The 23,965-nt window shown below is 65.7% G+C and carries 26 protein-coding genes and 1 pseudogene; 20 read left to right on the top strand and 7 right to left on the bottom strand.

Going from position 1 to position 23,965, the window contains the following annotated elements; genetic code table 11:
• The first annotated feature begins 8 nt into the window (after window positions 1-8).
• The 17 genes from ABUE11_RS11655 to ABUE11_RS11575 all read left to right on the top strand — a co-directional run bounded on the left by ABUE11_RS11655 (window position 9) and on the right by ABUE11_RS11575 (window position 14,956).
• Entirely contained in the window at window positions 9-431 is a 423-nt protein-coding gene (locus tag ABUE11_RS11655) for a diacylglycerol kinase (RefSeq protein WP_081255828.1), read from the top strand.
• A gap of 42 nt (window positions 432-473) precedes the next feature.
• Window positions 474-1,409, top strand: coding sequence for a LysR family transcriptional regulator (locus tag ABUE11_RS11650; RefSeq protein ID WP_081255829.1), 936 nt, complete (start codon window positions 474-476; stop codon window positions 1,407-1,409).
• 13 nt (window positions 1,410-1,422) lie between these two features.
• Window positions 1,423-1,653, top strand: a complete 231-nt coding sequence (locus ABUE11_RS11645) for an EexN family lipoprotein (RefSeq protein WP_063598501.1) — start codon at window positions 1,423-1,425, stop codon at window positions 1,651-1,653.
• A 217-nt stretch (window positions 1,654-1,870) separates the two neighbouring features.
• Window positions 1,871-3,880: a conjugal transfer protein TraG gene (locus ABUE11_RS11640; protein ID WP_063599498.1), complete on the top strand. Its 2,010-nt coding sequence runs from the start codon at window positions 1,871-1,873 to the stop codon at window positions 3,878-3,880.
• A complete protein-coding gene (locus ABUE11_RS11635; RefSeq protein ID WP_063598502.1) occupies window positions 3,877-4,341 on the top strand; it encodes a hypothetical protein in 465 nt (154 codons plus the stop codon). The genes ABUE11_RS11640 and ABUE11_RS11635 overlap by 4 nt, the downstream gene beginning before the upstream one ends.
• A complete protein-coding gene (gene trbB, locus ABUE11_RS11630; RefSeq protein ID WP_063598503.1) occupies window positions 4,338-5,390 on the top strand; it encodes a P-type conjugative transfer ATPase TrbB in 1,053 nt (350 codons plus the stop codon). The genes ABUE11_RS11635 and trbB overlap by 4 nt, the downstream gene beginning before the upstream one ends.
• The gene (locus ABUE11_RS11625; RefSeq protein ID WP_063598504.1) at window positions 5,387-5,770 is read left to right on the top strand and encodes a TrbC/VirB2 family protein; all 384 of its coding nucleotides are present in this window, start codon (window positions 5,387-5,389) and stop codon (window positions 5,768-5,770) included. Before trbB ends, ABUE11_RS11625 begins: the two co-directional genes overlap by 4 nt.
• Window positions 5,767-6,039 carry a VirB3 family type IV secretion system protein gene (locus ABUE11_RS11620; RefSeq protein ID WP_063598505.1) on the top strand — a complete coding sequence of 91 codons (273 nt, stop codon included), beginning with the start codon at window positions 5,767-5,769 and terminating at the stop codon, window positions 6,037-6,039. The genes ABUE11_RS11625 and ABUE11_RS11620 overlap by 4 nt, the downstream gene beginning before the upstream one ends.
• 12 nt (window positions 6,040-6,051) lie before the next feature.
• The gene (gene trbE, locus ABUE11_RS11615; protein WP_063598506.1) at window positions 6,052-8,526 is read left to right on the top strand and encodes a conjugal transfer protein TrbE; all 2,475 of its coding nucleotides are present in this window, start codon (window positions 6,052-6,054) and stop codon (window positions 8,524-8,526) included.
• Window positions 8,523-9,278 (top strand): P-type conjugative transfer protein TrbJ, encoded by a 756-nt coding sequence (gene trbJ, locus ABUE11_RS11610; protein ID WP_063598507.1) that lies wholly within the window; start codon window positions 8,523-8,525, stop codon window positions 9,276-9,278. The genes trbE and trbJ overlap by 4 nt, the downstream gene beginning before the upstream one ends.
• An 11-nt stretch (window positions 9,279-9,289) precedes the next feature.
• Complete coding sequence (locus ABUE11_RS11605) at window positions 9,290-9,589, top strand: hypothetical protein (protein WP_063598508.1); 300 nt, start codon at window positions 9,290-9,292, stop codon at window positions 9,587-9,589.
• Window positions 9,586-10,866 carry a P-type conjugative transfer protein TrbL gene (gene trbL, locus ABUE11_RS11600; protein ID WP_063598509.1) on the top strand — a complete coding sequence of 427 codons (1,281 nt, stop codon included), beginning with the start codon at window positions 9,586-9,588 and terminating at the stop codon, window positions 10,864-10,866. Before ABUE11_RS11605 ends, trbL begins: the two co-directional genes overlap by 4 nt.
• 11 nt (window positions 10,867-10,877) lie before the next feature.
• Entirely contained in the window at window positions 10,878-11,582 is a 705-nt protein-coding gene (gene trbF, locus ABUE11_RS11595; protein WP_201395370.1) for a conjugal transfer protein TrbF, read from the top strand.
• Window positions 11,579-12,571, top strand: a complete 993-nt coding sequence (gene trbG, locus ABUE11_RS11590; protein ID WP_063598511.1) for a P-type conjugative transfer protein TrbG — start codon at window positions 11,579-11,581, stop codon at window positions 12,569-12,571. The genes trbF and trbG overlap by 4 nt, the downstream gene beginning before the upstream one ends.
• 2 nt (window positions 12,572-12,573) lie before the next feature.
• A complete protein-coding gene (locus tag ABUE11_RS11585) occupies window positions 12,574-13,833 on the top strand; it encodes a TrbI/VirB10 family protein (RefSeq protein WP_063598512.1) in 1,260 nt (419 codons plus the stop codon).
• Window positions 13,830-14,075, top strand: coding sequence for a DUF2274 domain-containing protein (locus ABUE11_RS11580; protein ID WP_063598513.1), 246 nt, complete (start codon window positions 13,830-13,832; stop codon window positions 14,073-14,075). Before ABUE11_RS11585 ends, ABUE11_RS11580 begins: the two co-directional genes overlap by 4 nt.
• A 371-nt stretch (window positions 14,076-14,446) precedes the next feature.
• Entirely contained in the window at window positions 14,447-14,956 is a 510-nt protein-coding gene (locus ABUE11_RS11575) for a chemotaxis protein CheW (protein WP_367065467.1), read from the top strand.
• Window positions 14,957-14,975: 19 nt separating this feature from the next.
• Here the strand turns inward: ABUE11_RS11575 and ABUE11_RS11570 are convergent, their stop codons facing one another.
• Complete coding sequence (locus tag ABUE11_RS11570) at window positions 14,976-16,199, bottom strand: GNAT family N-acetyltransferase (protein WP_367065466.1); 1,224 nt, start codon at window positions 16,197-16,199, stop codon at window positions 14,976-14,978.
• A 91-nt stretch (window positions 16,200-16,290) separates the two neighbouring features.
• On the opposite strand from ABUE11_RS11570, the gene ABUE11_RS11565 reads away from it, so the two are divergent.
• Both ABUE11_RS11565 and ABUE11_RS11560 read left to right on the top strand, forming a co-directional pair.
• Window positions 16,291-17,955 carry an NAD+ synthase gene (locus tag ABUE11_RS11565; protein ID WP_367065465.1) on the top strand — a complete coding sequence of 555 codons (1,665 nt, stop codon included), beginning with the start codon at window positions 16,291-16,293 and terminating at the stop codon, window positions 17,953-17,955.
• A gap of 43 nt (window positions 17,956-17,998) precedes the next feature.
• The gene (locus ABUE11_RS11560; RefSeq protein ID WP_367065464.1) at window positions 17,999-18,337 is read left to right on the top strand and encodes a P-II family nitrogen regulator; all 339 of its coding nucleotides are present in this window, start codon (window positions 17,999-18,001) and stop codon (window positions 18,335-18,337) included.
• Between the two features lie 16 nt (window positions 18,338-18,353).
• On the opposite strand, the gene ABUE11_RS11555 is transcribed toward ABUE11_RS11560, so the two are convergent.
• The 6 genes from ABUE11_RS11555 to ABUE11_RS11530 all read right to left on the bottom strand — a co-directional run bounded on the left by ABUE11_RS11555 (window position 18,354) and on the right by ABUE11_RS11530 (window position 21,868).
• Window positions 18,354-18,947 carry a TIGR00730 family Rossman fold protein gene (locus ABUE11_RS11555; RefSeq protein ID WP_367065463.1) on the bottom strand — a complete coding sequence of 198 codons (594 nt, stop codon included), beginning with the start codon at window positions 18,945-18,947 and terminating at the stop codon, window positions 18,354-18,356.
• Window positions 18,940-19,329, bottom strand: a complete 390-nt coding sequence (locus ABUE11_RS11550) for a diacylglycerol kinase (protein ID WP_367065462.1) — start codon at window positions 19,327-19,329, stop codon at window positions 18,940-18,942. Before ABUE11_RS11550 ends, ABUE11_RS11555 begins: the two co-directional genes overlap by 8 nt.
• 30 nt (window positions 19,330-19,359) lie before the next feature.
• Window positions 19,360-19,848, bottom strand: coding sequence for an RDD family protein (locus ABUE11_RS11545; protein ID WP_367068812.1), 489 nt, complete (start codon window positions 19,846-19,848; stop codon window positions 19,360-19,362).
• A gap of 135 nt (window positions 19,849-19,983) precedes the next feature.
• On the bottom strand, window positions 19,984-20,811 hold the full coding sequence (locus tag ABUE11_RS11540; protein ID WP_367065460.1) for a DUF3106 domain-containing protein: 828 nt from the start codon (window positions 20,809-20,811) through the stop codon (window positions 19,984-19,986).
• A gap of 29 nt (window positions 20,812-20,840) precedes the next feature.
• Window positions 20,841-21,302: a DUF3619 family protein gene (locus tag ABUE11_RS11535; protein ID WP_367065459.1), complete on the bottom strand. Its 462-nt coding sequence runs from the start codon at window positions 21,300-21,302 to the stop codon at window positions 20,841-20,843.
• Window positions 21,299-21,868 (bottom strand): RNA polymerase sigma factor, encoded by a 570-nt coding sequence (locus tag ABUE11_RS11530; protein WP_367065458.1) that lies wholly within the window; start codon window positions 21,866-21,868, stop codon window positions 21,299-21,301. The genes ABUE11_RS11535 and ABUE11_RS11530 overlap by 4 nt, the downstream gene beginning before the upstream one ends.
• A gap of 285 nt (window positions 21,869-22,153) precedes the next feature.
• Between ABUE11_RS11530 and ABUE11_RS11525 the strand changes: the two are divergent.
• Window positions 22,154-23,946: pseudogene (locus ABUE11_RS11525) on the top strand (acetolactate synthase 3 catalytic subunit).
• The last annotated feature ends 19 nt before the right edge of the window (window positions 23,947-23,965 follow it).

Here is a 23,965-nt window from a genome sequence, read left to right as displayed (position 1 = left end):
TTATTCTCATGAAAGATGAAAAACACACGGTCACAACTGCGCCCTTGTCCGCATTCGAAAATAAACAAAAATCTCGCCGAGGAATATTGAGAGTTTGGCATGCATCCCATTACTCAATTCAGGGATTGCGCGCTGGATGGAATGAGCCGGCCTTTAGACTTGAGTCAGTACTTTCCTTTGTGTTGGTCCCATTGGCCTTCTGGTTGGGGCGGGGCTGGGTGGAGGTCGCTCTTCTCTCAGGAAGTATCCTTATTTTGATGGTTGTGGAGCTGCTCAATACTGCTGTGGAATCGGCGATTGATCGTATTGGCCCTCAATGGCATGAGCTATCAAAGCGTGCAAAGGACATGGGAAGCGCTGCCGTGCTGTTAGCCACTTTGTTGACCGGGGGGGTTTGGCTGTCAGCACTCTGGCAAAGGCTAATTAATTAGCCGCGCAAATGAAATTAGACGAATTAAAGTGGAGTGAGCACAATGGAGCTTCGACATCTTCGCTGTTTTCTCATCGTTGCGGAGGAGCTTCATTTCGCTCGCGCCGCTGAACGACTACATATCGACCAATCTCCACTTTCACGCACTATCAAAGAATTAGAAGAGGAACTTGGTGCTCGTTTATTCATTCGTACTACCCGAAGCACTCAACTAACCCGTGCCGGGCGACAGCTTTTGGAGCATGTCCCGCGCATTTTTACCGCATTGGATCAGGCCCGTGATGGCGTCAAGTCAGCCACCAACGGATTTTTAGGCCAGTTACGCATTGCCTTGTCTGATGTGTCTGATGGTGTAACACCCGCACGATTGTCAACTTTGCTGGCGCGATGCCGTGAAGAGGACCCTGAAGTTGAGATACGTCTGTTTGAGGTGCCGCTCGGGCTGCAGATCAAGGGTTTGCATGAAGATCTGTATGACGTAGGTTTTTCGATGGCAGAGGATGGAGGCGATGGTATCTTGGTCACACCTGCTTGGGAAGATGAACTGATGGTAGCGGTGCCTGCTCGCCATTCGCTACTTGCCCATAAGCGTGTCCCGCCGGAAGAGGTACTACGTCACCCGTTGGTGCTCGGCGACCCCGCGGTGTGCGAAGGCCATGCTCGCCAAGTCGATCGTTTCCTCCGCAAACTCAATCAGGAGCCATTGATAGTCCAGCGCGTAGCGACCTTTGACGTGATGATGGCTTTGGTATCTGCCGGTCTGGCTTTGGGCCTGGCAGGCACGGCGCATATAGCATCCTGCCGAGAGTTAGGCATCGTAGGTCGTCCGTTGGCGGGCAAGCCGCCAATGCTGAGTACCTATCTGCTGTGCCGTGATGCGGAGCCTTCTCAGATGCTGGCCCGGTTCATCGAACGAGTGACCTTCATTGATTCAGCGGATCACCTGAACACCGGCGAAGGATCTCCTCCTACCCGATGAAAGGACTGGAACCATGAACAAAGTGCTGCCGCTGATGATGATGACCGCCACGCTGACCGCATGTGGCCAATCCCAACCTTCGGAAACCGTGGACTACCTTGTGGCCCATCCCGACCGCATCAAGGAACTCCAGCGCCAATGCAAGGAGGATCGCGCAAAGGTCAGTGATGAACTCTGCGTGCGCGCGGCCGAAGCCGCCAACCGACGCTTCTTCGGTGATCGGCCGGAGCAAAAGACGAAGTAACGTCCGCTGCTGTCGTATCGCTGCGACGAAGCTCTCACTATTACCTCCATACGCCACAACGCGCCCGCGTTCGCGGCGTTTTTATTGTCTTCGCCCCTGCAAGAAATCTGGCCTTTTCAGCCTGAATTACCGCCATAACGGCCTTTGACCGGCCTGCGCACGCGCCTTGATCCTCCGTGCTGCGGCACCTCCGTGTGCCGTGATTGGAGGCAAGGTCATGCAAGGGACGAACGTGCTGTTCGGTCAGATTGCCGTTGTATTCGGCATCGTGATCGCCGGCGTGTGGGCAGCCACACAATGGACGGCAGCAGCCCTTGGCTATCAAGTACGCCTTGGCTCGCCCTGGTTCGATTTCCTGGGCACGCCGGTCTACCACCCGTGGCGGCTGTTCGAGTGGTGGTTCTTCTTCGACGCCTACGCGCCCCGTGTTTTTGACATCGGTGGTGCGATTGCCGGTGGCAGCGGCCTTGTCGCCGTGCTGGTCGCCATCGGCATGTCGATCTGGCGTTCGCGCCAATCACGCCTCGTCACCACCTACGGCTCGGCACGCTGGGCGAACGCGGATGACATTCGCAAGGCTGGGTTATCGAGCCCGGCGGGCGTCTTCCTTGGCCAACACCACGGCCAGTACTTGCGGCACGAAGGCCCGGAACACGTCCTGACCTTCGCGCCGACGCGCTCCGGCAAGGGCGTCGGCCTGGTGGTGCCGACGCTGTTGAGCTGGCCGGCGTCCGCCGTCGTCCACGACATCAAGGGCGAAAACTGGCAGATCACTGCCGGCTGGCGCTCGCGCTTCTCGCACTGCCTGCTGTTCAACCCGACGGATGCGAAGTCGGCGGCCTACAACCCGCTACTGGAAGTTCGACGCGGCGCGCACGAGGTGCGCGACGTACAGAACATCGCGGACATCCTGGTCGATCCCGAAGGCGCGCTCGAACGCCGCAACCATTGGGAGAAGACTTCGCACGCGCTGCTGGTCGGCGCCATCCTGCATGTGCTGTACGCAGGCGAAGACAAGACGCTGCGCGGCGTAGCGAACTTCCTCAGTGATCCGGCTTGCCCGTTCGAGGTGACGCTGCACCGGATGATGACCACGCGGCATCTGGTGAGTGTGGAAGGTGGTGGCCCGCATCCGGTCGTCGCCTCGGCTGCGCGTGAAGTCCTGAACAAATCCGACAACGAACGCTCGGGCGTGCTGTCCACGGCCATGTCGTTCCTTGGCCTGTACCGCGACCCGACGGTAGCCGAAGTCACGTCGCGCTGCGATTGGCGCATCGCCGACCTGATCGCCGCCGAACATCCGGTGTCGTTGTACCTGGTGGTGCCGCCCTCGGATATTTCGCGCACCAAGCCGCTGATCCGTCTGATCCTCAACCAGATCGGGCGGCGCCTCACCGAATCGCTGGACGGCTCCGACGGCATCGAGCGCCGTCACAAGCTACTGCTGATGCTCGATGAGTTCCCGGCCCTGGGGCGCCTGGATTTCTTCGAGACGGCCTTGGCCTTCATGGCGGGCTACGGCATCCGCAGTTTCCTCATCGCGCAAAGCCTGAACCAGATCGACAAGGCGTATGGGCAGAACCACTCGATTCTGGACAACTGCCATGTCCGGGTGACGTTCGCCACGAACGACGAGCGCACGGCCAAGCGCATCTCCGAAACCCTCGGCACCGCCACCGAGCTGCGCGCGCAGCGCAACTACGCCGGCCACCGGCTCGCGCCGTGGCTGGGGCACCTCATGGTGTCGCGCCAGGAGACGGCCCGCCCGCTGCTCACGCCGGGCGAGGTGATGCAGCTACCGACCGACGAGGCCGTGGTGATGGTATCCAGCGTGGCACCGATCAAGGCCAAGAAGTTGCGCTATTACGCGGACACCAATTTCAAGCGCCGCGTGCTGAAGCCGCCTGTGCTGGCTGCCGGGCGCTATGCCGATGTTCCTCCGGCACGCGCTGACGATTGGAGTGGCCTGGCGATTCCCGCTGTTCCAGCCGCCCCGGCTACCGAAGCCGTCGAGGGCATCGGCAGCGCCGACGACGGCGGCCCACGCCGCCAGCCCGAGCTTTCCGAAACCGTCGCCTACGACCCCGAGTTGGCCACCAGCACTGCCGACCTCGGCCTGCTCGATGACGACGACCTGCCGCTTCCCCTTCCTCGCCAGCTTGATCCGGCCATGCAGCGCACGGCCCGGCTGGCATCCCTCGACCCCAACGACGGAATCGAGCTATGAGCCACTACCGCCTGAATCTCTTTATCCAGCCCGAGCACGCCCAGCGGCTCGATGAACTGGCCGCCAAGAAAGGCGTGTCCAAGTCATCCATCGTCGCAGCGGCGCTCGCATCGTGGCTGTCGCCCGATGCGGCCGACCAGCGCGAGGCGGCCATCGCCAAGCGGCTGGATCGCCTGTCGCGCCAGGCCGAACGCATCGAGCGCGACCAGAACATCGCCATCGAAACGCTGGCGCTATTCATCCGCTATTACCTCACGGTCAGCACGCCGATTCCCGAGGCGCACCAAGACGCGGCCCGCGCCCAGGGCAAGGCGCGCTTCGAGCAGTTCACCGAGCAGCTTGGCCGCCACCTGCTGCGCGGACGCAGCCTGGTGCGTGACGTGGTGGAGGAGTTGCATCCCGACATCACGACCATGGCGGATGCGGCGGTACGGGCCGAAACGCAGGAGCGTGTGTCATGAGCGCCGTTCCCCAATCCATGACCACCGCCGCGCTCGACCGGCGCATCCAGATGCTGCGCACGGCGATGGGGCCGTTGATCGCCGCTGCGCTCGAAGACCCGGACGTGGTGGAAATCATGCTCAACCCGGATCGCACCCTCTGGGTGGATCGCCTGTCCTCGGGGCGCGCGCCGATGGGCGTGGAGATGCCCGAGGCAGATGGCGAGCGAATCATCCGCCTGGTCGCGGCCCACGTCGGTGCAGAAGTCCATCGCGGCCAGCCGCTGCTATCGGCCGAGCTGCCCGAAACCGGCGAACGCTTCGAGGGCATCTTGCCACCCGCCGCTCCGGGGCCGGCCTTCGCGCTGCGCAAGCGCGCCATCGGCGTGATCCCGCTGGAGCGGTACGTCGTGGACGGCATGATGACCGCTGCCCAGGCGGGCTTTCTGGTACGCGCCGTGCGCGAGCGCCAGAACGTCCTGATCGCCGGGGCCACCAGCAGCGGCAAGACTACGCTCGCCAATGCCTTGCTCGCTGAAATCGCTGCCACCGGCGACCGCGTGCTGGTGCTCGAAGATACGGTAGAGCTGCAATGCGCAGCCCGTGACCACGTGCCGCTGCGCACCCGCTCCGGCGTGGTGTCCATGACCGAGCTGGTGCGCTCGTCCATGCGCCTGCGACCTGATCGCGTCGTCGTCGGCGAGGTGCGCGGTGCCGAGGCGCTGGATCTCATCAAGGTGTGGGGCACCGGCCACCCCGGCGGTATCGCCACGATCCATGCGGGTTCCGCGCTGGGCGCACTGCTGCGCATGGAACAACTGATTCTCGAAGTGGCGGTGAACCCGCCGCGTGCGTTGATCGCCGAGGCGGTCAACGTGGTGATCCACATCGCCGGACGCGGACGCAAGCGCCGCATCGAGAGCATCGCCCGCGTCGTCGGCTTCGACGGTGTGTGCTACCAACTGGCGGACGCGCTGGAAACGCCGTTTCCCGAACTGCCGCTATTTCCCGAGGCCGCACCCGCTGCGGCGACTTCCCCGTCCCCTGACCAACTTGGAGAACTGCCATGACGCAGATGATCGTTCCTGCTTTCCGTTTTTCTGCAAATCCGGCTTTGTGCCTCGCACGGCTGCGCAGCCTGGCCCGCCCTGCGGCACAAGGGCTGATGCTGGCCGCGCTGCTGCTGTTCCTGGCCGGAACCGCGCAGGCCGCCGGTTCCTCGATGCCGTGGGAAGGCCCGCTGCAATCCATCCTCGAATCCATCCAGGGGCCGGTGGCGCGCATCGTCGCGGTCATCATCATCATCGCCACGGGCCTCGCGCTCGCGTTCGGCGACACGTCGGGCGGCTTTCGCAAGCTGATCCAGATCGTGTTCGGCTTGAGCATCGCCTTCGCCGCCTCCTCGTTCTTCCTGTCGTTCTTCAGCTTCTCCGGCGGGGCTGTCGTATGAGCGCGCCGGATAGCTTCGCGGTCGGGTTCGAGGTGCCTTTGCATCGCTCGCTCACCGAGCCGATCTTGCTGGGCGGCGCACCGCGCACCGTGGCGATTGCCAACGGCACGCTGGCCGCCGCCGTCGGGCTGGGCCTGCAATTGTGGATTCCTGGCGTCGTGCTTTGGATCGTCGGCCATTCGCTGGCGGTATGGGGTGCGCGCGTCGATCCGCAGTTCATGGCCGTGTTCGCCCGGCACATCAAGCACCGTCCGCTGCTGGACGTGTGAGGGGACGCCACCATGCTGAACCTCGCCGAATACCGCCAGCGGCCCGCGCTGCTGGCCGACTGGCTGCCCTGGGCCGGACTGGTCGCGCTGGGTGTCGTCTTGAACAAGGACGGTAGTTTCCAGCGCACGGCCCGGTTTCGCGGGCCTGACCTCGACAGCGCCACGCAAGGCGAGCTGATCGCCACGTCGGCCCGCTTGAACAACGCGCTGCGCCGGCTGGGTTCGGGCTGGGCGCTGTTCATTGAGGCCGAGCGCCGCACCGCTGCCGACTACCCGCACTCGGAGTTTCCCGAGCCGCTGTCGTGGCTGGTGGACGAAGAACGCCGCTCGGCCTTCGAGGATACCGGCCATCACTTCGAGAGCGGCTATCACCTGACGCTGGTGTATCTGCCGCCCGAGGAATCCCGCGCTCGTGCCGCCAAGATGCTCTACGAGAACACGCCGACGAATGGCGTGGACTGGCGCGAGCGGCTGCAAGCCTTCGTCGCGGAAACGGATCGGGTCTTTGACCTGCTCGATGGCGTCATGCCGGAAATCGCCTGGCTGGACGACAGCCAGACGCTGACCTATCTGCACTCGACCATCTCGACGCGACGCTATCGCGTCGGCGTTCCCGAGGTGCCGTTCCACATTGACGCGCTGCTGACCGACTCGCCGCTGGTCGGTGGCCTGGCCCCCATGCTGGGCGACAGGCATCTGCGCGTGGTGTCGGTGCGCGGTTTCCCGACCTCGACCTGGCCGGGGATTCTGGACGACCTCAACCGCCTGGGATTTGGGTATCGCTGGAGTACGCGCTTTCTGTGCCTCGATAAATCCGAGGCGGAACGGGAATTGGTGCGCTTGCGCCGCCAGTGGTTCGCCAAGCGCAAGAACGTCATCGCGCTGCTGCGCGAAACGATCTTTCAGCAGGAAAGCCCGCTGGTCGATACCGACGCCAGCAACAAGGCCGCCGATGCCGACGCCGCCTTGCAGGAGCTGGGCAGCGATCAAGTCGCCTTCGGCTACCTGACGGCGACCGTCACCGTCATGGACGAAGACGCCGCCGTGGCCGACGAGAAGCTGCGCATGGTGGAGCGCGTCATTCAGGGGCGCGGGTTCGTCACCATCCCCGAAACGCTCAATGCCGTGGATGCCTGGCTGTCCTCGCTTCCCGGCAACGCCTACGCGAACGTGCGCCAGCCCATCGTCTCAACGCTGAACCTGGCGCACATGATGCCGGTATCGGCGGTATGGGCCGGGCCGGAGAAGAACGACCACCTGGGCGGCCCGCCGCTGATCGTCACCCGCACCGATGGCGCGACGCCGTTCCGGCTGGTGACGCACATCGGCGACGTGGGCCACACGCTGGTAGCGGGGCCGACCGGCATGGGCAAGTCGGTCTTGCTCGCCACGCTGGCGATGCAGTTCCGCCGCTATCGCGGCTCGTGCATCTTCGCCTTCGACATGGGGCGCTCGATGCGAGCCACCATCCTCGGGCTGGGTGGCGAGCACTACGACCTGGGCACGGACGGCGAAATCGCCTTCCAGCCGCTCGCCCGCATCGACCACGAGGGCTACCGCACCTGGGCCGCCGAATGGATCGAAGGGCGCTTGCTGCACGAAGGCGTGGCAGTCGGCCCCGACGAGAAGGCGGCCATCTGGTCGGCATTGGGAAGCCTTGCCGGTGCGCCGTTAGAGCAGCGCACGATGACGGGCTTGTCGGTGCTGCTGCAATCGAACGCGCTGCGTCAGGCGCTCGCGCCCTATGTGCTGGGCGGCGCGCACGGCAAGCTGCTGGACGCCGACCACAACCGGCTGGGCATGGCCGACGTGCAGTGCTTCGAGATGGAGGAGCTGATGCACAGCAAGGCCGCCGTCATGGCCGTGCTGCACTACCTCTTTGCGCGCTTCGACGAACGCTTTGACGGTGCACCCACGCTGCTGATCCTTGATGAGGCATGGCTGTTTCTCGATGACCCGGTGTTTGCCGCACGCATCCGGCAGTGGCTCAAGACGCTGCGCAAGAAAAACGTCAGCGTCATCTTCGCCACGCAGAGTCTGGCCGACATCAAGGATTCGAGCATCGCGCCAGCAATCATCGAGAGCTGCGCCAGCCGCATCTTCCTGCCGAACCCACAGGCGACCGAGCCGCAGATTCGCACGATCTACGAGGGTTTCGGACTGAATTCGCGCCAGATCGAGATCGTCGCCACCGCGCAGCCCAAACGCGACTACTACTACCAATCCCGCCTCGGCAACCGCCTGTTCGACCTTGACCTGGGGCCGGCGACGCTGGCCTTCGCGGGCGCTTCCACGCCGCAAGACCAGCGCGACATGGACGCGGTGCTCGCCGCAGCCGATGCCAGCTCCGCAGCGTCTTCCCCGTTCGCAGCCGCCTGGCTGCGCCATCGCGGCCTCGATTGGGCGGCCGACCTGCTGCCCTCATTCCCCGGCCTCGCGCCGGGCTCCGTCCGTACCGCCAACCACTCACAGGAGAACCAGCCATGAAACTGCATACCCCCAAGCTCGCCGCATTGACCGCAGCCTGCGTGCTCGCCTTCGGCATCGTGCAGCCCGCGCACGCGCTGTTCGGCGTCGGCGACATCGTGCTCGACCCGACCAATCTGGTGCAGAACACGCTCACCGCCGTTCGCACCTTGGAGCAGATCAACAACCAGATCCGCCAGCTCCAGAACGAAGCGCAGATGCTCATCAACCAGGCCCGCAACCTGGCAAGCCTGCCGTCCAGCGTGGTGGGCCAGTTGCGCGCGAACCTGGCGACCACCCAGCGGCTTATCGCGCAGGCCAAGGGCCTGGCCTACGACGTGACGAGCATCGACCGCGAGTTTGCGCGCCTGTATCCCGAGAAGTACGCCGCCACGGTGAGCGGCAATCAGATGTACCTCGATGCACAGGAGCGTTGGAAAAACACGCTCAACGGCTTGCAGACCACCATGCAGATGCAGGCACAGGCATCGCAGAACCTGAGCGACGACGAAAGCTTGCTGGCCGACCTCGTGGGCAAGAGCCAGTCGGCAGAAGGCGCGTTGCAGGCGATGCAGGCCATGAACCAGTTGCTCGCCCTGCAAGCCAAGCAGTCGATCCAGACGCAGCGGCTCCAGATCACACAAGACCGGGCCGCTTCGCTGGAGCTGGCGCGGCAGGCCGCGGCCACGGAGCGCGGGCGCGAGGTGACGCGCCGCTTCCTGGGTGAAGGCACGCCGTACACGCCGCAGCCCGTCAATTTCTACAACCGCTGAGGGGGACGGCCATGAAGAACGCGCCCGTCCTGTTCGCTCTCGCGTCCCTGCTGGCCAGCTGCGACCGGCCGCCTTCGGTGGATGCGCTGGCCGCCGACCCGTCCCGGCTGCACGCGCTGCGCACGCAATGCTGCGCGGGCGAGCACGGCGGCGCGTTCTGCGCGCAGGTGGCCCAAGCCGACCTGCGCCGCTTTCTCTCCGGCAAGGCCGGCCCCGGTGAGTACCAGACGCTCGCTGACCTGCCGCCGATTCCGCCCAGCTTCGATGAACCCGCCAATGACAACGGGCTTGGGCAGGAGAACTCGCCATGAATGACGTGACCATCATCGACCGCTTCCTCGATACGTTCTCGCGCTACATCGACTCGGGCTTTGGCCTGCTGCATGGCGAGGTGGCGTTTCTGACTGCCACGCTGATCGTCATCGACATGACGATCGCCGGCCTGCTCTGGGCGATGGGCCATGCCACCGGCCAGGGCGAGGACGTGATCGCCAAGCTGATCCGCAAGGTGCTCTACGTCGGCGCCTTCGCCTACATCATCGGCAACTTCAACTGGCTGGCCGGCATCGTGTTCCGTTCGTTCGCGAGCCTGGGCCTGACGGCAAGCGGCTCGACCTTGAGCATGGAGAATTTCCTGCAACCGGGCAGGCTGGCCAAGGTCGGCATCGACGCCGGGGCGCCGATCCTCAAACAGATCGGCGACATGGCGGGATTCCCCGAGGTGTTCGTGAACATCACGCCCATCGTCGTGATGTTCCTCGCGTGGCTGATCGTCCTGCTGTGCTTCTTCGTGCTGGCGATCCAGCTTTTCATCACGCTGATCGAGTTCAAGCTGACGACGCTGGCGGGCTTCGTTCTGGTGCCGTTCGCGCTCTGGAACAAGACCGCGTTCCTCGCTGAAAAGGTCTTGGGCAACGTGGTGTCGTCGGGCATCAAGGTGTTGGTGCTGGCCATCATCGTGGGCATCGGCTCGGGCCTGTTCGCCGAGTTCCAGGTGCAGCCAGCCGAGCCGTCCATCGACCATTCGGTCGTCGTCATGCTGGCCTCGCTGACCCTGCTGGCGCTGGGCATCTTCGGGCCGGGTATTGCGACCGGGTTGGTTTCAGGTGGCCCGCAGCTTGGCGCGGGCGCGATGGCCGGTGCCGCGCTGGGCGCGGCCGGCGCTGCGGTTGCCGTGGGCGCAGCGGCCACGGGCGTCGGTGGCGCCGTCGCAGCCGGCGCACGCATGGCCCCGGCTGCGGCCAAACTGGCCGGCAGCGGTGCTCGCGCGATGGCATCGACCGCCGGCGTGGGCAATGTCGCCAAGACCGGCGCGCAAGCCGCCGGGCAGAAGGTTGCCGATGGCGCACGCTCGATGAAGGAGCGTGTCGCTGCCGCCTTCCGGCCCGATGACGCCGCCGCGTCTGGCGGCCCGCAGGGCGCAGCCGATTCCGCAGCGCCTGCCGCTGCCGAACAGCCCGCCTGGGCCAAACGCCTGCACCGCAGGCAGCAACTCACCCACGCCGCGACCACCGCCGCCCACACGCTGCGCGGTGGCGATGGCGGCAGCTCCAGCCAAGGCCCGAGCCTGCGCGATTCCGATTCATAAGGAGACGAACCATGCGATTCAAAAGACCCCAAGTGCGCTACGCCGACACGCCGCAGCCAGCCACGCCGTACCAAGCCGCCGGCCAGGTGTGGGACGAGCGCATCGGCTCGCCGCGCGTGCAGGCGAAGAACTGGCGCTTGATGGCCTTCGGCTGCCTCGCGCTCGCGCTGCTGATGGCCGGTGGCCTGGTCTGGCGCTCGGCGCAGTCCATCGTCACGCCCTATGTGATCGAGGTCGATCAGGCTGGGCAGGTGCGTACCGTGGGCGAAGCCGCCACGCCGTACCGGCCCAGCGATGCCCAGGTGGCCTACCACCTGGGCCGCTTCATCGGCCTGGTGCGTTCGCTGTCCATCGACCCCATCGTGGTGCGGCAGAACTGGCTCGATGCCTACAACTACACCACCGACAAGGGCGCCGTGGTGCTCAACGACTACGCCCGCATGAACGACCCGTTCGCGCGCATCGGCAAGGAGTCGGTGACGGTGCAGATCACTTCCGTGACCCGCGCCAGCGACACGTCGTTCAACGTGCGCTGGACGGAGACGCGCTACGTCAACGGCGCACTGGATCGCACCGAACGCTGGAACGCGGTGATTTCCATCGTGCAGCAGACCCCGCGCACCGAGCAGCGGCTGCGCAAGAACCCCTTGGGCATCTACGTCAACGGCCTGTCGTGGAGCCGCGAACTCGATTCATCCGAAGGAGCCAAGCCATGAATCCGTATTTCCGTAAATCCGTTTTGCCGCTGATCCTGCTGGCAACAAGCGTCTTGTTTGCAGGCTGCGCCACGCAAGGCACGCCGCCGCCGGTCATCTCGCTGGATGAGCCCGTGCAGGCCCAGCCGCTGCCCGAGGCACCGAAGCCGGTGGAGGTCGTGACCGTGCCCGAGGTGTTGCCGATGCCGGCGCAGATGAAGCCTGTAGCGGACGCCAAGCCTGCGGCGGAGCCCGCCGACGAAACCGTGCGCGTAGCCCGCGCCAATGCCGAGGCGCGCATTGCGCCCACGCGCGAGGGCTACGTCAATGCCATTCAGGTCTGGCCCTTCACTGATGGCGCACTGTACCAGGTCTATGCGGCCGTGGGCCGCGTGACTGTGATCGCGCTCCAGCCGGGCGAAGAACTGGTGACGGTCGCCGCTGGCGATACCGTGCGCTGGATCGTGGGTGACACATCGAGCGGCAGCGGCGATGCGCTGCGCGTCAATGTGATGGTGAAGCCCATCCGTTCGGGCCTGAAGACCAATCTCGTCATCACGACCAGCCGCCGGACGTACCTGCTGGAGCTGACCTCGACCGAGAAGACGTGGATGGCCTCGGTGTCCTGGGAGTACCCCAAGGACAAGATGCTGGCCCTGCAGCGCCAGGCGCAGGCAGCGAGCGCCGCTGCGCCGGTCGATACCGGCTTGTCGCTGGAGAAGATCCGTTTCCGCTACGCGGTCAGCGGCAGCAATCCGCCGTGGAAGCCGCTGCGCGCTTTTGATGACGGGGAGAAGGTCTACATCCAGTTCCCGCCGGGCATTGCCCAGGGCGAGCTGCCGCCTCTGTTCGTGATCGGCGCGCAGGGTGACGGGCAGTTGGTGAACTACCGATTCCGCTCCCCGTACTACATCGTGGATCGGCTGTTCGGCGCGGCCGAACTGCGCCTGGGCGGGGACAAGAGCGACGTGGTGCGGATCGAACGCACGGATGGCACGCGGAGGAACTGACCATGAGCCAGGACGACATTTCTGACCATGCCGCGCCGCAGGCCGGCAAGGTGGCGCCCGAGGCAATGGCGCTGCGCGCGCAGCCGCGCCCGGTCACGCGCCTGAACCGGCGCACGTTGGCCATCCTCACCGGCGGCCTGTCGGTCGCCGTGCTCGGCGCCACGATCTGGTCGTTGCAGCCGCATCGGCGCAATGCGGGCGAGCAGACCGAGCTGTACAACGTGGATCGCGTGTCCAAGTCCGAAGGGTTGGACGGCCTGCCTTCGGACTATTCCAAGCTGCCGCCGAAGGTGCCGGAGCTGGGGCCGCCGTTGCCGGGCGACCTTGGCCCGGCCATCGTGAAGTCTCAGCAGCCCGTGACACCGACCTATGCGCCGCCGGGCCACGACCCGGAGGATGCGCGGCGCAAGGAGGCCGACGCTGCGGCGGCCTCGACGGTGTTCTTCCGCGCGGGCCAGCAGGGCAAGGCCGCAGCGCCTGCCGCTACGGCTGTGCCGGGCGGCGCCTTGGCGGGCTTCGACCCGCTCGCCGCTGGGCCAGCCTCGACGGCGGCCCAGCCATCCGACCCGACTGCCGTGCAAAACCGGCAAGACCAGAAAGAGGCTTTCCTGAAAGGCGGTTCTACGGAAACTCGCAATTCCGGCAATCTGCAAATGCCGGCCTCGCCCTACCAGGTGATGGCCGGAACGGTGATCGCGGGCGCGCTGGTGACGGGCATCAAGTCCGACCTGCCGGGCGACGTGATCGGCACGGTGACGGAGCCGGTCTACGACTCGGCCGCGGGAAAGTTCCTGCTGATCCCGCAGGGCTCGCGCATCCTGGGCAAGTACAACAGCCAGGTGAGCTATGGGCAGAGCCGCGTGCAGGTGGTGTGGAACCGCATCATCCTGCCCGACACGTCTTCGCTGAAGCTCGACAATCTGGCAGGCACCGACCCGGCCGGCTACGCCGGCCTGGAGGATGGGGTCGATTGGCATTGGGATCGCGTCTTTGCCGGCGCGGCGCTGACCACGCTGCTGGGCGTAGGCGCCGAGTTGGCCGCACCACAGAACCGGCAGAACGGCAACCGCGTCATCATTGCCGGACAGGGCAGCTTGCAGGACAGCGTGAACCAAGTCGGTCAGGAGATGACCCGGCGCAACATCAACATCCAGCCGACGCTGACCGAACGGCCGGGCCTGCCGGTTCGCATCATCGTCAACCGCGATTTGGTGCTGCGGCCGTACCAGCCGCTTTTCTTCAACAGGGGGGCAATGCGATGAGCACGACCAAGAAGCTGCGGCTGGGGCCGCTGCCCAATACCGAGAGTGTCAAGCTGACCTTTGCTTGTCCGGCCAGCTTGAAGGCCGACCTCGACCGCTACGCCGCGCTGCACGCGCAGGCGTATGGCGAGGTTGTAGATGTCGAGAAGTTGATCCCGCACATGCTGGAGGCATTCATGGCGGGGGATCGTGGATTCAGGAAAGGAACGAGCGCCAAGGTCGTCCCTCAGAAACAGACCTGACGACCTTGTCGTTCCGGGGGGCAGTTGGGCTACTATGGAGAAAGGCAAGTCGGCCTGCTGTTGGGAAACGTACCCGATGCAACGCGCCCCGGCTTTCTCCCTCGTCGCTCTTATGTGGCACCTAGCCCACAACGCAGCAGTCAATCCAAACTGCCCGAAACAGAGCTAACCTAACGTCCCATATAGAGTTTCAAGCCCTGGGCAATTTTCACTCAGGGCTTGACACGAGAAATTTTTTGTGCCTGCGTGAGTCGCCGTGCCGTGCCCTAGGGCGCCAATGAGGTAACGGAGCCAAGAGGAATGATTGTGAATATTGGTAACTTGCGAACTGTTATGCTACGGAATCTGCCATGAACGTTCCGGAGTCCCCCATGTCGTCTGCTCTCGCCGCCCAGCGCCCCGCCCATTCCACCGCTGCCGGTGCAGCGGCGGAGTTCCTGACCTTTCGCCTGGGCGAGGAGGAATACGGCATCGACATCCTGCGTGTGCAGGAGATCCGCTCCTACGAGCAGCCCACGCGCATGGCCCATGCGCCGGAGTTCATCAAGGGCGTGATCGACCTGCGCGGTGTCATCGTGCCCATCATCGACCTGCGGCTCAAGCTTGGCTGCGCCCAGGCCGAGTACACGGATTTCACCGTCGTCATCATTCTCAACGTGGCGGGCACGGTGCTGGGCGCAGTGGTCGACGCGGTGGCCGACGTGGTGGCGCTTCCGGCCGAGGCCATCAAGCCCGCGCCGCATTTCCAGGGCCAGGTGGATGCCTCCTTCGTGCGCGGCATCGCCACGGTGGACAAGCGCATGCTCATCGTCATGGATATCGAGTCGCTGCTGAGCAGCGCCGAAATGGGCCTGTTGCAGCAGGCCACCGCGACTGCCTGAGAGGCTGCGAGCCGGTGCGTCAGCCGGCCTGGCGGAACGGGTTGCGCCGCTGCAGATCGGCGAGGTATTGCGCCATGCCCTGGCCCTCGCGCGCCAGATAGCGGTCCACGGCGTCGGCGAACGCCGGGTGGGCCAGCCAGTGCGCGCTCTGGGTGGGCACGGGCATCAGGGCGCGCGCCATCTTGTGCTCGCCCTGGGCGCCGCCCTCGAAGCGCCGCACGCCGTGGGCGATGCACCAGGCAATGGGCTGGTAGTAGCAGGCCTCGAAGTGCAGGCAGTCCACGCGCTCGAGCGCGCCCCAGTAGCGGCCATAGGCAATGTTTTCTGATTCATTCTGGCCGTTTGCGCTTGTCTGTAAAGCGCTGACAGCTATCAAACTGCTAGCTATTGCGCGGCCCGCACGCTCGGCCACGAACAGCACCCAGGCCTCGGGCATGTGCTCCTGCATGCACGCGAAGAAGTCGCGCGTCAGATAGGGCGGGTTGCCATGTTCGAGGTAAGTGCGCTCGTAGCAGCGGTAGAAGAAATCCCAGTCGGCGGCGGCTATCTCTCGACCGCGCAGCACGCGAAAGCCGACACCGGCCTCGCGTACGCGGCGGCGCTCCTGGCGGATCTTCTTTCGCTTGTCCTGGTTCAGCGTGGCCAGAAAGTCGTCAAAGTCGGCAAACGGCTGCGTGCCCCCGGGCCGCTGGTTGTGCCAGTGGAACTGCACCTGCGCGCGCACCATCAGGCCAGCCGCGCGAGCTGCGGCCAAGTCTCCCTCGGCCGCAAACAGCAGGTGCAGGGACGAGAGTCTCGACTCGCCCGCCCAGGCCAGGAGCGCGCGCATGAGCGCGGTGCGCGCCTCATCGCTGCGCGCCAGCAGGCGCGTGCCGGGCACGGGCGTGAAGGGTACGGCGACCACGGCCTTGGGGTAGTAGGGCAGGCCGTGGCGTTCGTGCGCCTCGGCCCAGGTCCAGTCGAAGACATATTCGCCCCAGGAATGCGACTTCACGTAGAGCGCGCAGGCCGCGTGCAGCGTGCCTGCGCGCCAGAGTGTGAAAAAGCGCGGCGCCCAGCCGGTGCGCGCCGTGGCGCTGCCACTGGCCTCCAGCGCCGCCAGATAGGCATGGCGCATGAAGGGCGTGGGCCGGGGCTGCAGCGCCAGCAGCGCGTCCCAGGCGGCGGCGTCGACCTGGGAGGCCTGCCCGTGCAGGCGCAGTTCGTAGTCGGTGGGCGGGGTGGACAAGCTCGTGGTGTTCATCGTGCAAAGGGCGATGATGGCGCCAAAACCGTGGCCCCGCGTGGCCTGGGGCCTGCGGGCATAATCGACCGCGTTCTTTTCTCCTCGCCCTATGTCCTTCGTCATCAGCATCGCCCAGCTCAACTTTGTGGTGGGCGACGTGCCGGGCAATGCCCGCAAGATCATTCAGGCCGCACAGCAGGCCCATGCCGGCGGTGCCCGGCTCTTGCTCACGCCGGAGCTGGCGCTGTGCGGCTACGCGGCCGAGGATTTGTACCTGCGCCCCGCATTCTTGACGGCCTGCGAGCAGGCCCTGGCCGAGATTGCCGCGGCCACGGCCGCGCTGCCCGGGCTGGCGCTGGTGGTGGGCCACCCGCAGCGCATGCGCGAGGCGGTGGCCGAGGTCGATCACAGCCTGTGCCACAACGCCGCCAGTGTGCTGCGCGCGGGGCGCATAGAGCAGACCTACGCCAAGCAGTACCTGCCCAACTACGGGGTGTTTGACGAGCGCCGCTACTTCGTGCCGGGCGAGGGCAGCTGCGTGTTCGAGGTGGACGGCGTGCGCATGGGGCTGTTGATCTGTGAGGATGCCTGGTACCCCGAGCCCGCACGCCGCGCGCGCGAGGCGGGCGCGCAGATGCTGCTGACCATCAACGCCTCGCCCTACCACCTGGGCAAGGGCGCCGAGCGCGAGCAGGTCATGCGCGAGCGCGTGCGTGAGACCGGCCTGCCGCTGGTCTACGCCCACCTCGTGGGTGGGCAGGACGAGGTGGTGTTCGAGGGCCGATCGTTTGCGCTGAACGCCGATGGCAGCGTGGCCGCACGTGCCCCGGGTTTTGAGGAAAAAATGCTGTTTGCCCAGGTGCAGCAAGCGCAAGCAGCTATCACTATGGAAGCGGACGTGGCGCCCGCCGAGGGCTGGGAGGCAGAGCTCTGGTCCGCCCTGGTGCTGGGCGTGCGCGACTATGTGGGCAAGAACGGCTTTCCCGGCGCGCTGCTCGGACTGTCGGGCGGCATCGACTCGGCCCTGGTGCTGGCGATTGCCGTGGACGCGCTGGGCGCGGGCCGCGTGCGCACGGTGATGATGCCCTCGCCCTATACGGCCGACATCAGCTGGATAGACGCGCGCGACATGGCCGAGCGCCTCAAGGTGCGCCACGACGAGATCGCCATCGCGCCTCAGTTCGAGGCCTTCAAGACGGCGCTCGCACCGCTCTTTGCCGGCCGGGCGGAGGACACGACCGAGGAGAACCTGCAGGCGCGCATCCGTGGCACGCTGCTCATGGCGCTCTCCAACAAGTTCGGCAGCGTGGTGCTGACCACGGGCAACAAGAGCGAGATGGCCACGGGCTACTGCACGCTCTACGGCGATATGGCGGGCGGCTTTGCCGTGATCAAGGACGTACTCAAGACGCGCGTGTTCGCGCTGGCGCGCTGGCGCAACGCCAACGACCCCTATGGTACGGGTGCCAATCCCATCCCCGAGCGCATCATCACGCGCCCGCCGAGCGCCGAGCTGCGTCCCGACCAGAAGGACCAGGACAGCCTGCCGCCCTACGAGGTGCTGGACGCCATCGTCGAGCGCTACATGGAGAACGACGAGCCGCTCGAGGACATCGTGCGCGCCGGCTTTGCCCGCGCCGACGTGGAGCGCGTCACCCGCCTCATCCAGGTGAACGAATACAAGCGCCGCCAGGCCCCCGTGGGCGTGCGCGTCACGCGCCGCAGCTTCGGCAAGGACTGGCGCTACCCCATGACCAACAGGTTCAGGGCCTGAACCTGACCCGCCCCCTGTTTCCACTATTCCAGGAGTTCCCACCATGCAAATGATCACCGCCGTCATCAAGCCCTTCAAACTCGAGGAGGTGCGCGAGGCACTGGCCGAATGCGGCGTGACGGGCCTGACGGTGACCGAGGTCAAGGGCTTTGGCCGTCAGAAGGGCCATACCGAGCTCTACCGCGGCGCCGAATACGTGGTGGACTTTCTGCCCAAGGTGAAGATCGAGGTCGTGGTGCGCGATGACGACGTGGACCGCTGCGTGGACGCCATCGTGGCCGCGGCGCGCACCGGCAAGATCGGCGACGGCAAGATCTTCGTGAGCCCCGTGGCGCGTGTGGTGCGCATACGCACGGGCGACCTCGACGACGCGGCGGTGTGAAGGCCGACCGGATTTTCTAGATCACATCGCGCAGGGCGCCGGTGCTGGCGTTCAGGCCGGCATCCTGCACCAGTGCGGCGAGCAGCGCGCCGGGCTCGGTGCCCGTGCGTATCAGACCCATCTGCCATTCGCCCATCAGGCCGTTCTTCACGGCGTGCTCCATGAAGCCCATCAGGCCTTGGTAATAGCCATCGGTGTCGAGCACGCCTATGGGCTTGTCGTGGTAGCCGAGCTGGCGCCAGGTCCAGACCTCGAACAGCTCCTCCAGCGTGCCGATCCCGCCCGGCAGTGCCAGAAAGGCATCGCTGCGCTCGGCCATCATGGCCTTGCGCTCGTGCATGCTCGTGACGATGTGCAGCTCGTCGCACAGGTGGTTGGCCAGTTCCTTGTCGACAAGCGCCTGGGGGATGACGCCGACCACGCGTCCGCCGGCCGTGCGCGTGGCCTCGGCCACGGTGCCCATGAGGCCGCTGCGCCCGCCGCCATAGACGAGTTGCCCGCCATGCGCGCCTATCCAGCGGCCCACGGCCACGGCGGCTTCGGTGAACAAGGGGTTGTCCCCGGGGCGTGAGCCCAGGTAGACGCAGATGGAGAAGGCGGGGTCAGCCATGAGAAAACCTTTGGTAGAGCGCGGCGGCCCAGACGGCGCCGCACAGCAGCAGACTCAGCAGCACGGCCGCGCTGCCCATGTCTTTGGCGCGTTTGGACAGGTCGTGCAGCTCGGGGCCGATGCGGTCGATCGCCGCCTCTATGCCTGAGTTGAGCAGCTCGGTGATCAGCACCAGCATCACGCTGCCCGCGAGCATGGCCACCTCCACCCAGCTGCGCCCGAGCCAGAGCGCCAGCACCAGCAATGGGGCGCCGAGCATGGCCTCCAGGCGAAAGGCCTTCTCACCCCAGCCCGCGCGCAGCCCGGCGAGCGAATAGGCCGTGGCGTGCCACAGGCGGTTCAGGCCGGTGCGCTGCTTGTGGGGGTGTTGTGCATCAGACATGGGAGCCTTCGCGGCCTGTCGGGCAGGTCGTCAGTTCTTCTTGCGTGGCGTCGGCAGCTCGAGATGCACCAGGCGCGTGCCGGCGAGCGCATCGTGCCAGAACTGGCGCTGCGGATGGAGCCGGCTGGCCGCCGCCCAGAGCAGCACCCACAGCACCTGCAGCAGCAGGGTGGTGAGCACGGGCACACCCGCCGCATAGGCAGCCAGGGGCGGCAGAAACCACAGCCAGCACAGCACATAGCGCAGCAATGCGCGCGTCTGGCTCAGGGGGCGGCCCTGGGCGTCGACGACCCTGATATGCCAGGTCTTCATCGCCAGCGTGTAGCCGCGCGACCAGAACCAGACGAAGTAGATGCTGAAGACGACGAACAGAAAGCCCTGCAGCGCATGGCGGTTGTCCAGCGCATGGCGCGTCTGCGTCAGCGTGCTGAAGAGGTAGCCGGCGATGAACACCACGCCAAACAGCAGCATGCCCTCATAGAGCCAGCAGGCCATGCGGCGCAGCAGTGGCGGCGCCATGCCATTGGCTGCGCCGGCGACGGTGCTGCCGGAGTGGGGGGCGCCTGAAGAGGTGGAGCGGGACATGCAATGAGAAACGCGGCAGGCCTCGGCCTCGAGGGCACTGTAGGGGTGGATGGATGGAACGACCGAATCTTATCCGGGTGTGTACAGCGGCGGATTGTCGCGCCGGGGCTCGGCCGGGGCTTCGGCGGGCGCCGCCGCCGGCTCCAGTGGCGGCAGGGGCGTGGACACGGCCGAGGGCACAACGATCGGCGCCGTTTCCACCTTGACCGGCGCCGGCGGCAGCGCGGGCGCGGGTGGCTGGATATCGGCCGGTGGCACGATCTTGGGCGGGTTGGGCGCTGCGGGTGGGGCGCTCGCAGCCGCGGGTACGCGGGCCAGCTTCTTGGGCGGAACCGGGCGCACCGCGGTGGCCGCGCCCTTGGGCCTGGGCGCGGCCTTGGCCGCGAGGCGGGCCTTTTCTTCCTCGCTCAGCGCCTGGTAGGCCTCCCATTGCGCGCGCCGCGTATCGGCGGGCAGCCTGGCGGCCGCGGCGTAGTTGAGCCGCGCCTGGCTGCGCTGCTGGGCACTGAGGCTGGCCCAGTCGGTGATGCGCTCGAGCATCTTGGCCTGCTCATCGGGCGAGAGGGCGTGAAAGCCCGCAGCGAGATTGAGCCAGTTGCGCTTTTGCACCTCGCTGAGCAGCGCCCAGCGGTTGGCCAGCGGGTACAGGGCCTCCTTTTGCCGGGTGGTGAGGGAGGACCAGGGCGGTCCCACCTCGGGCTGCACGACGGGGCGCGCGCCACCGTGCGCCTTGAGCCGGCCACCACCGAGCGCCTGCACCGGTACGGGCGTGCTCGGCGCCACCCGGGTATAGACCGCCATCCACCAGCCGCCGGCGGCGAGCAGGCCCAGCAACACAAAAGCCAGCACGAATGCTGGCACTGTGCGCGTGATGTTGCGGGTACGGGATGCGTGCATGCAGGCGCGGCTACGCCGAATGGGGATGGTCAGGGAGTTTGGCTCGAGGTCTTGAGGAACTGCGCAAAACCTGGATCGGTGTAGGCGGCCGGAGGGAGGTCGCCCGTCAGCAGGGCCGCGTCGACTTCCGCGATCTCATGCGTGATGGTGGCATCCTGCTCGGTGTTGACGACGAACACGCCGATGACCATGGCCGCCACGGGAATGGCCGAGATCAGCGCACGCCACCAATTGCCGCCCTCGCCACCCCAGCCGCTCAGGCTTGCGCTGTGGCCGCTGGCCTGAATCTGTGTCGCGGCCTCGGCATGGCGCACCGTCTCCACCATGGGGCGCTTGCGCCTGGCCAGGGCCTGCATGCGCGCGGCGCGCAGGCGCTCCGTGATGTCGTAGGGCAGGTCGGCGTTGCCGTGCGTCAGATGCGCAGCCACGCGGCGCGCATAGGCGTCCGCCGCCTCGGCGGCCTGCAGGGTCGGTTCGGTGGTGCGATTCATGGCACGATTCCTTTGGCCTTGAGGGCCTTGCTGAGCGTCTGGACGGCGCGAAAGCAGTGGGTCTTGACGCTGCCCTCCGAGCAGCCCATGGCGGCTGCCGTTTCCGCGACGTCCATTTCCTCCCAGTAACGCATCAGAAACGCTTCGCGTTGACGCGCGGGCAACAGTTGTATCTCGGTCTCAATCGCTTGTAAAACCTGTGTCTGCCGCAGGGCATCCTCGGCACTCTGCGCCGCGTCGCCTTCGGGCTTGCCCGCGTGGACTTCCAGCAGATCGAAATCCGCCCCGTCCTCGCCCGGGCCCTCGAAGTCGCTCATGCTGGAAAACAGCGCGTTGCGAGTCTTCTGCCGGCGGAACCAGTCCAGCGTGCAGTTCGTGAGAATGCGCTGAAACAGCATGGGCAGCTCGCCCACGGGCTTGTCTCCATAGTGCTCGGCCAGCTTGAGCATGCTGTCCTGGACGATGTCCAGGGCCGCTTCCTCGTTGCGGACGTGGTAAAGCGTGCGCTTGAACGCGCGTTTGTCCACGCTCTTGAGGAAGTCGGAAAGCTCTTGTTCGGTTGCCAAAAGACGATAGGCCGGAGACAGGCCGGTTGATGCGGTGCAGCGGGCGTGAGCCCCGTCGCGAAGGGCGGATTATGGCATTGGGGTGGTATTTTTATCGTTGCCATGCGCAAGACTGTGTGTGCAGTGCAATAATCGCGGCTGCAGTTCAAAAAGGCAAACGGGTCCCGGTTCGGCGTCACACTCATCTCGCCCATGGCCGAGGCCTTAAGTTCCAAGTCGGCTTCACAAGAGCGCGCACGAGGGGCACCCAAGGTTTTTCGTCAGAGAAATTCGCAAAGGTTGATCATGGAAATCTCCAAGGCCGAACTCCACTCGGCAGCACAGGCCGCTCGCGGCAACCACTCCCACGCCTCCGGCTCCCAGGAACTCATGGGTGCCGAAATCCTCGTCAAGGCCCTGCAGGCCGAGAACGTGCAGTACATGTGGGGCTATCCCGGCGGCGCCGTCCTCTACATCTACGACGCGCTCTACAAGCAGGAACCATTCAGCATGTGCTGGTGCGCCACGAACAGGCGGCCGTGCATGCGGCCGACGGCTACGCCCGCGCCACGGGCGAGGTGGGGGTGGCGCTGGTCACCTCGGGCCCGGGCCTGACGAACGCCGTGACGGGCATTGCCACGGCCTACATGGATTCCATCCCCATGGTCATCATCTCCGGCCAGGTGCCCACGCCCGCCATCGGGCTCGACGCCTTCCAGGAATGCGACACCGTGGGCATCACGCGCCCCATCGTCAAGCACAACTTCCTGGTCAAGGATGTGCGCGACCTGGCCATGACGCTGAAGAAGGCCTTCCACATCGCGCGCACCGGCCGCCCCGGCCCCGTGGTGGTGGACATCCCCAAGGATGTGTCGTTCAAGAAGACGAGCTTTCACGGCTATCCGCAGAGCGTGGAGATGCGCTCCTACAACCCCGTCAGAAAGGGCCATGCGGGCCAGATCCGCAAGGCGCTGCAGCTGCTGCTCACGGCCAAGCGCCCCTATATCTATACCGGCGGCGGCGTGCTGCTGGGCAATGCCACGGCCGAACTGCGCACCCTGGTCGACCTGCTGGGCTACCCGGTCACGAACACGCTGATGGGCCTGGGGGGCTTCCCGGCGACCGACCAGCGCTTCCTGGGCATGCTTGGCATGCACGGCACGATCGAGGCCAACAACGCCATGCAGAACTGCGATGTGCTGCTGGCCGTGGGGGCGCGCTTTGACGATCGCGTGATCGGCAACCCCAAGCATTTCGCGCAGAACGACCGCAAGATCATCCACATCGACATCGACCCGTCAAGCATCTCCAAGCGTGTGAAGGTGGACATTCCCATCGTGGGCGATGTCAAGGAGGTGCTGTCCGAGCTGATCTCCATGATCCGCGAAACCACCCAGCGTGCCGACGCCGGCGCGCTGGCCGCGTGGTGGAACCAGATCGAGGCCTGGCGCGGCCGCGACTGCCTCAAGTACGACCGGGGCAACACCGAGGTCATCAAGCCGCAGTACGTCATCGAGACGCTGTGGAACATGACGAAGGACGCCGACGCCTACATCACCTCCGACGTGGGCCAGCACCAGATGTGGGCCGCGCAGTTCTACAAGTTCGACGAGCCGCGCCGCTGGATCAACTCGGGCGGTCTGGGCACCATGGGCGTGGGCATTCCCTACGCCATGGGCATCAAGCTCGCCAAGCCCGAGTCCGAGGTGTTCTGCGTGACGGGCGAGGGCTCGGTGCAGATGAACATCCAGGAGCTGTCCACCTGCCTGCAGTACAACACGCCGATCAAGATCCTGTCGCTGAACAACCGCTACCTGGGCATGGTGCGCCAGTGGCAGGAGATCGAGTACTCGGGCCGCTACAGCCACAGCTACATGGACGCGCTGCCCAACTTCGTGAAGCTGGCCGAGGCCTATGGCCATGTGGGCATGCTCATCGAGCGCCCGCAGGACGTGGAGCCCGCGCTGCGCGAGGCGCGCAAGCTCAAGGACCGCACCGTGTTCCTGGACTTCCGCACCGACCCGACCGAGAACGTCTTCCCCATGGTGCAGGCCGGCAAGGGCATTACCGAGATGCTGCTGGGATCTGAAGATCTCTAAGGCAAATCGGCATCCAGCG

Source organism: Oryzisolibacter sp. LB2S (assembly GCF_040732315.1).
In the GTDB taxonomy this organism is placed as follows: domain Bacteria; phylum Pseudomonadota; class Gammaproteobacteria; order Burkholderiales; family Burkholderiaceae_C; genus Alicycliphilus; species Alicycliphilus soli.
The sequence above is the reverse complement of the archived record's forward strand: the minus strand, read 5'-3'. Positions and strand labels throughout refer to the sequence as shown.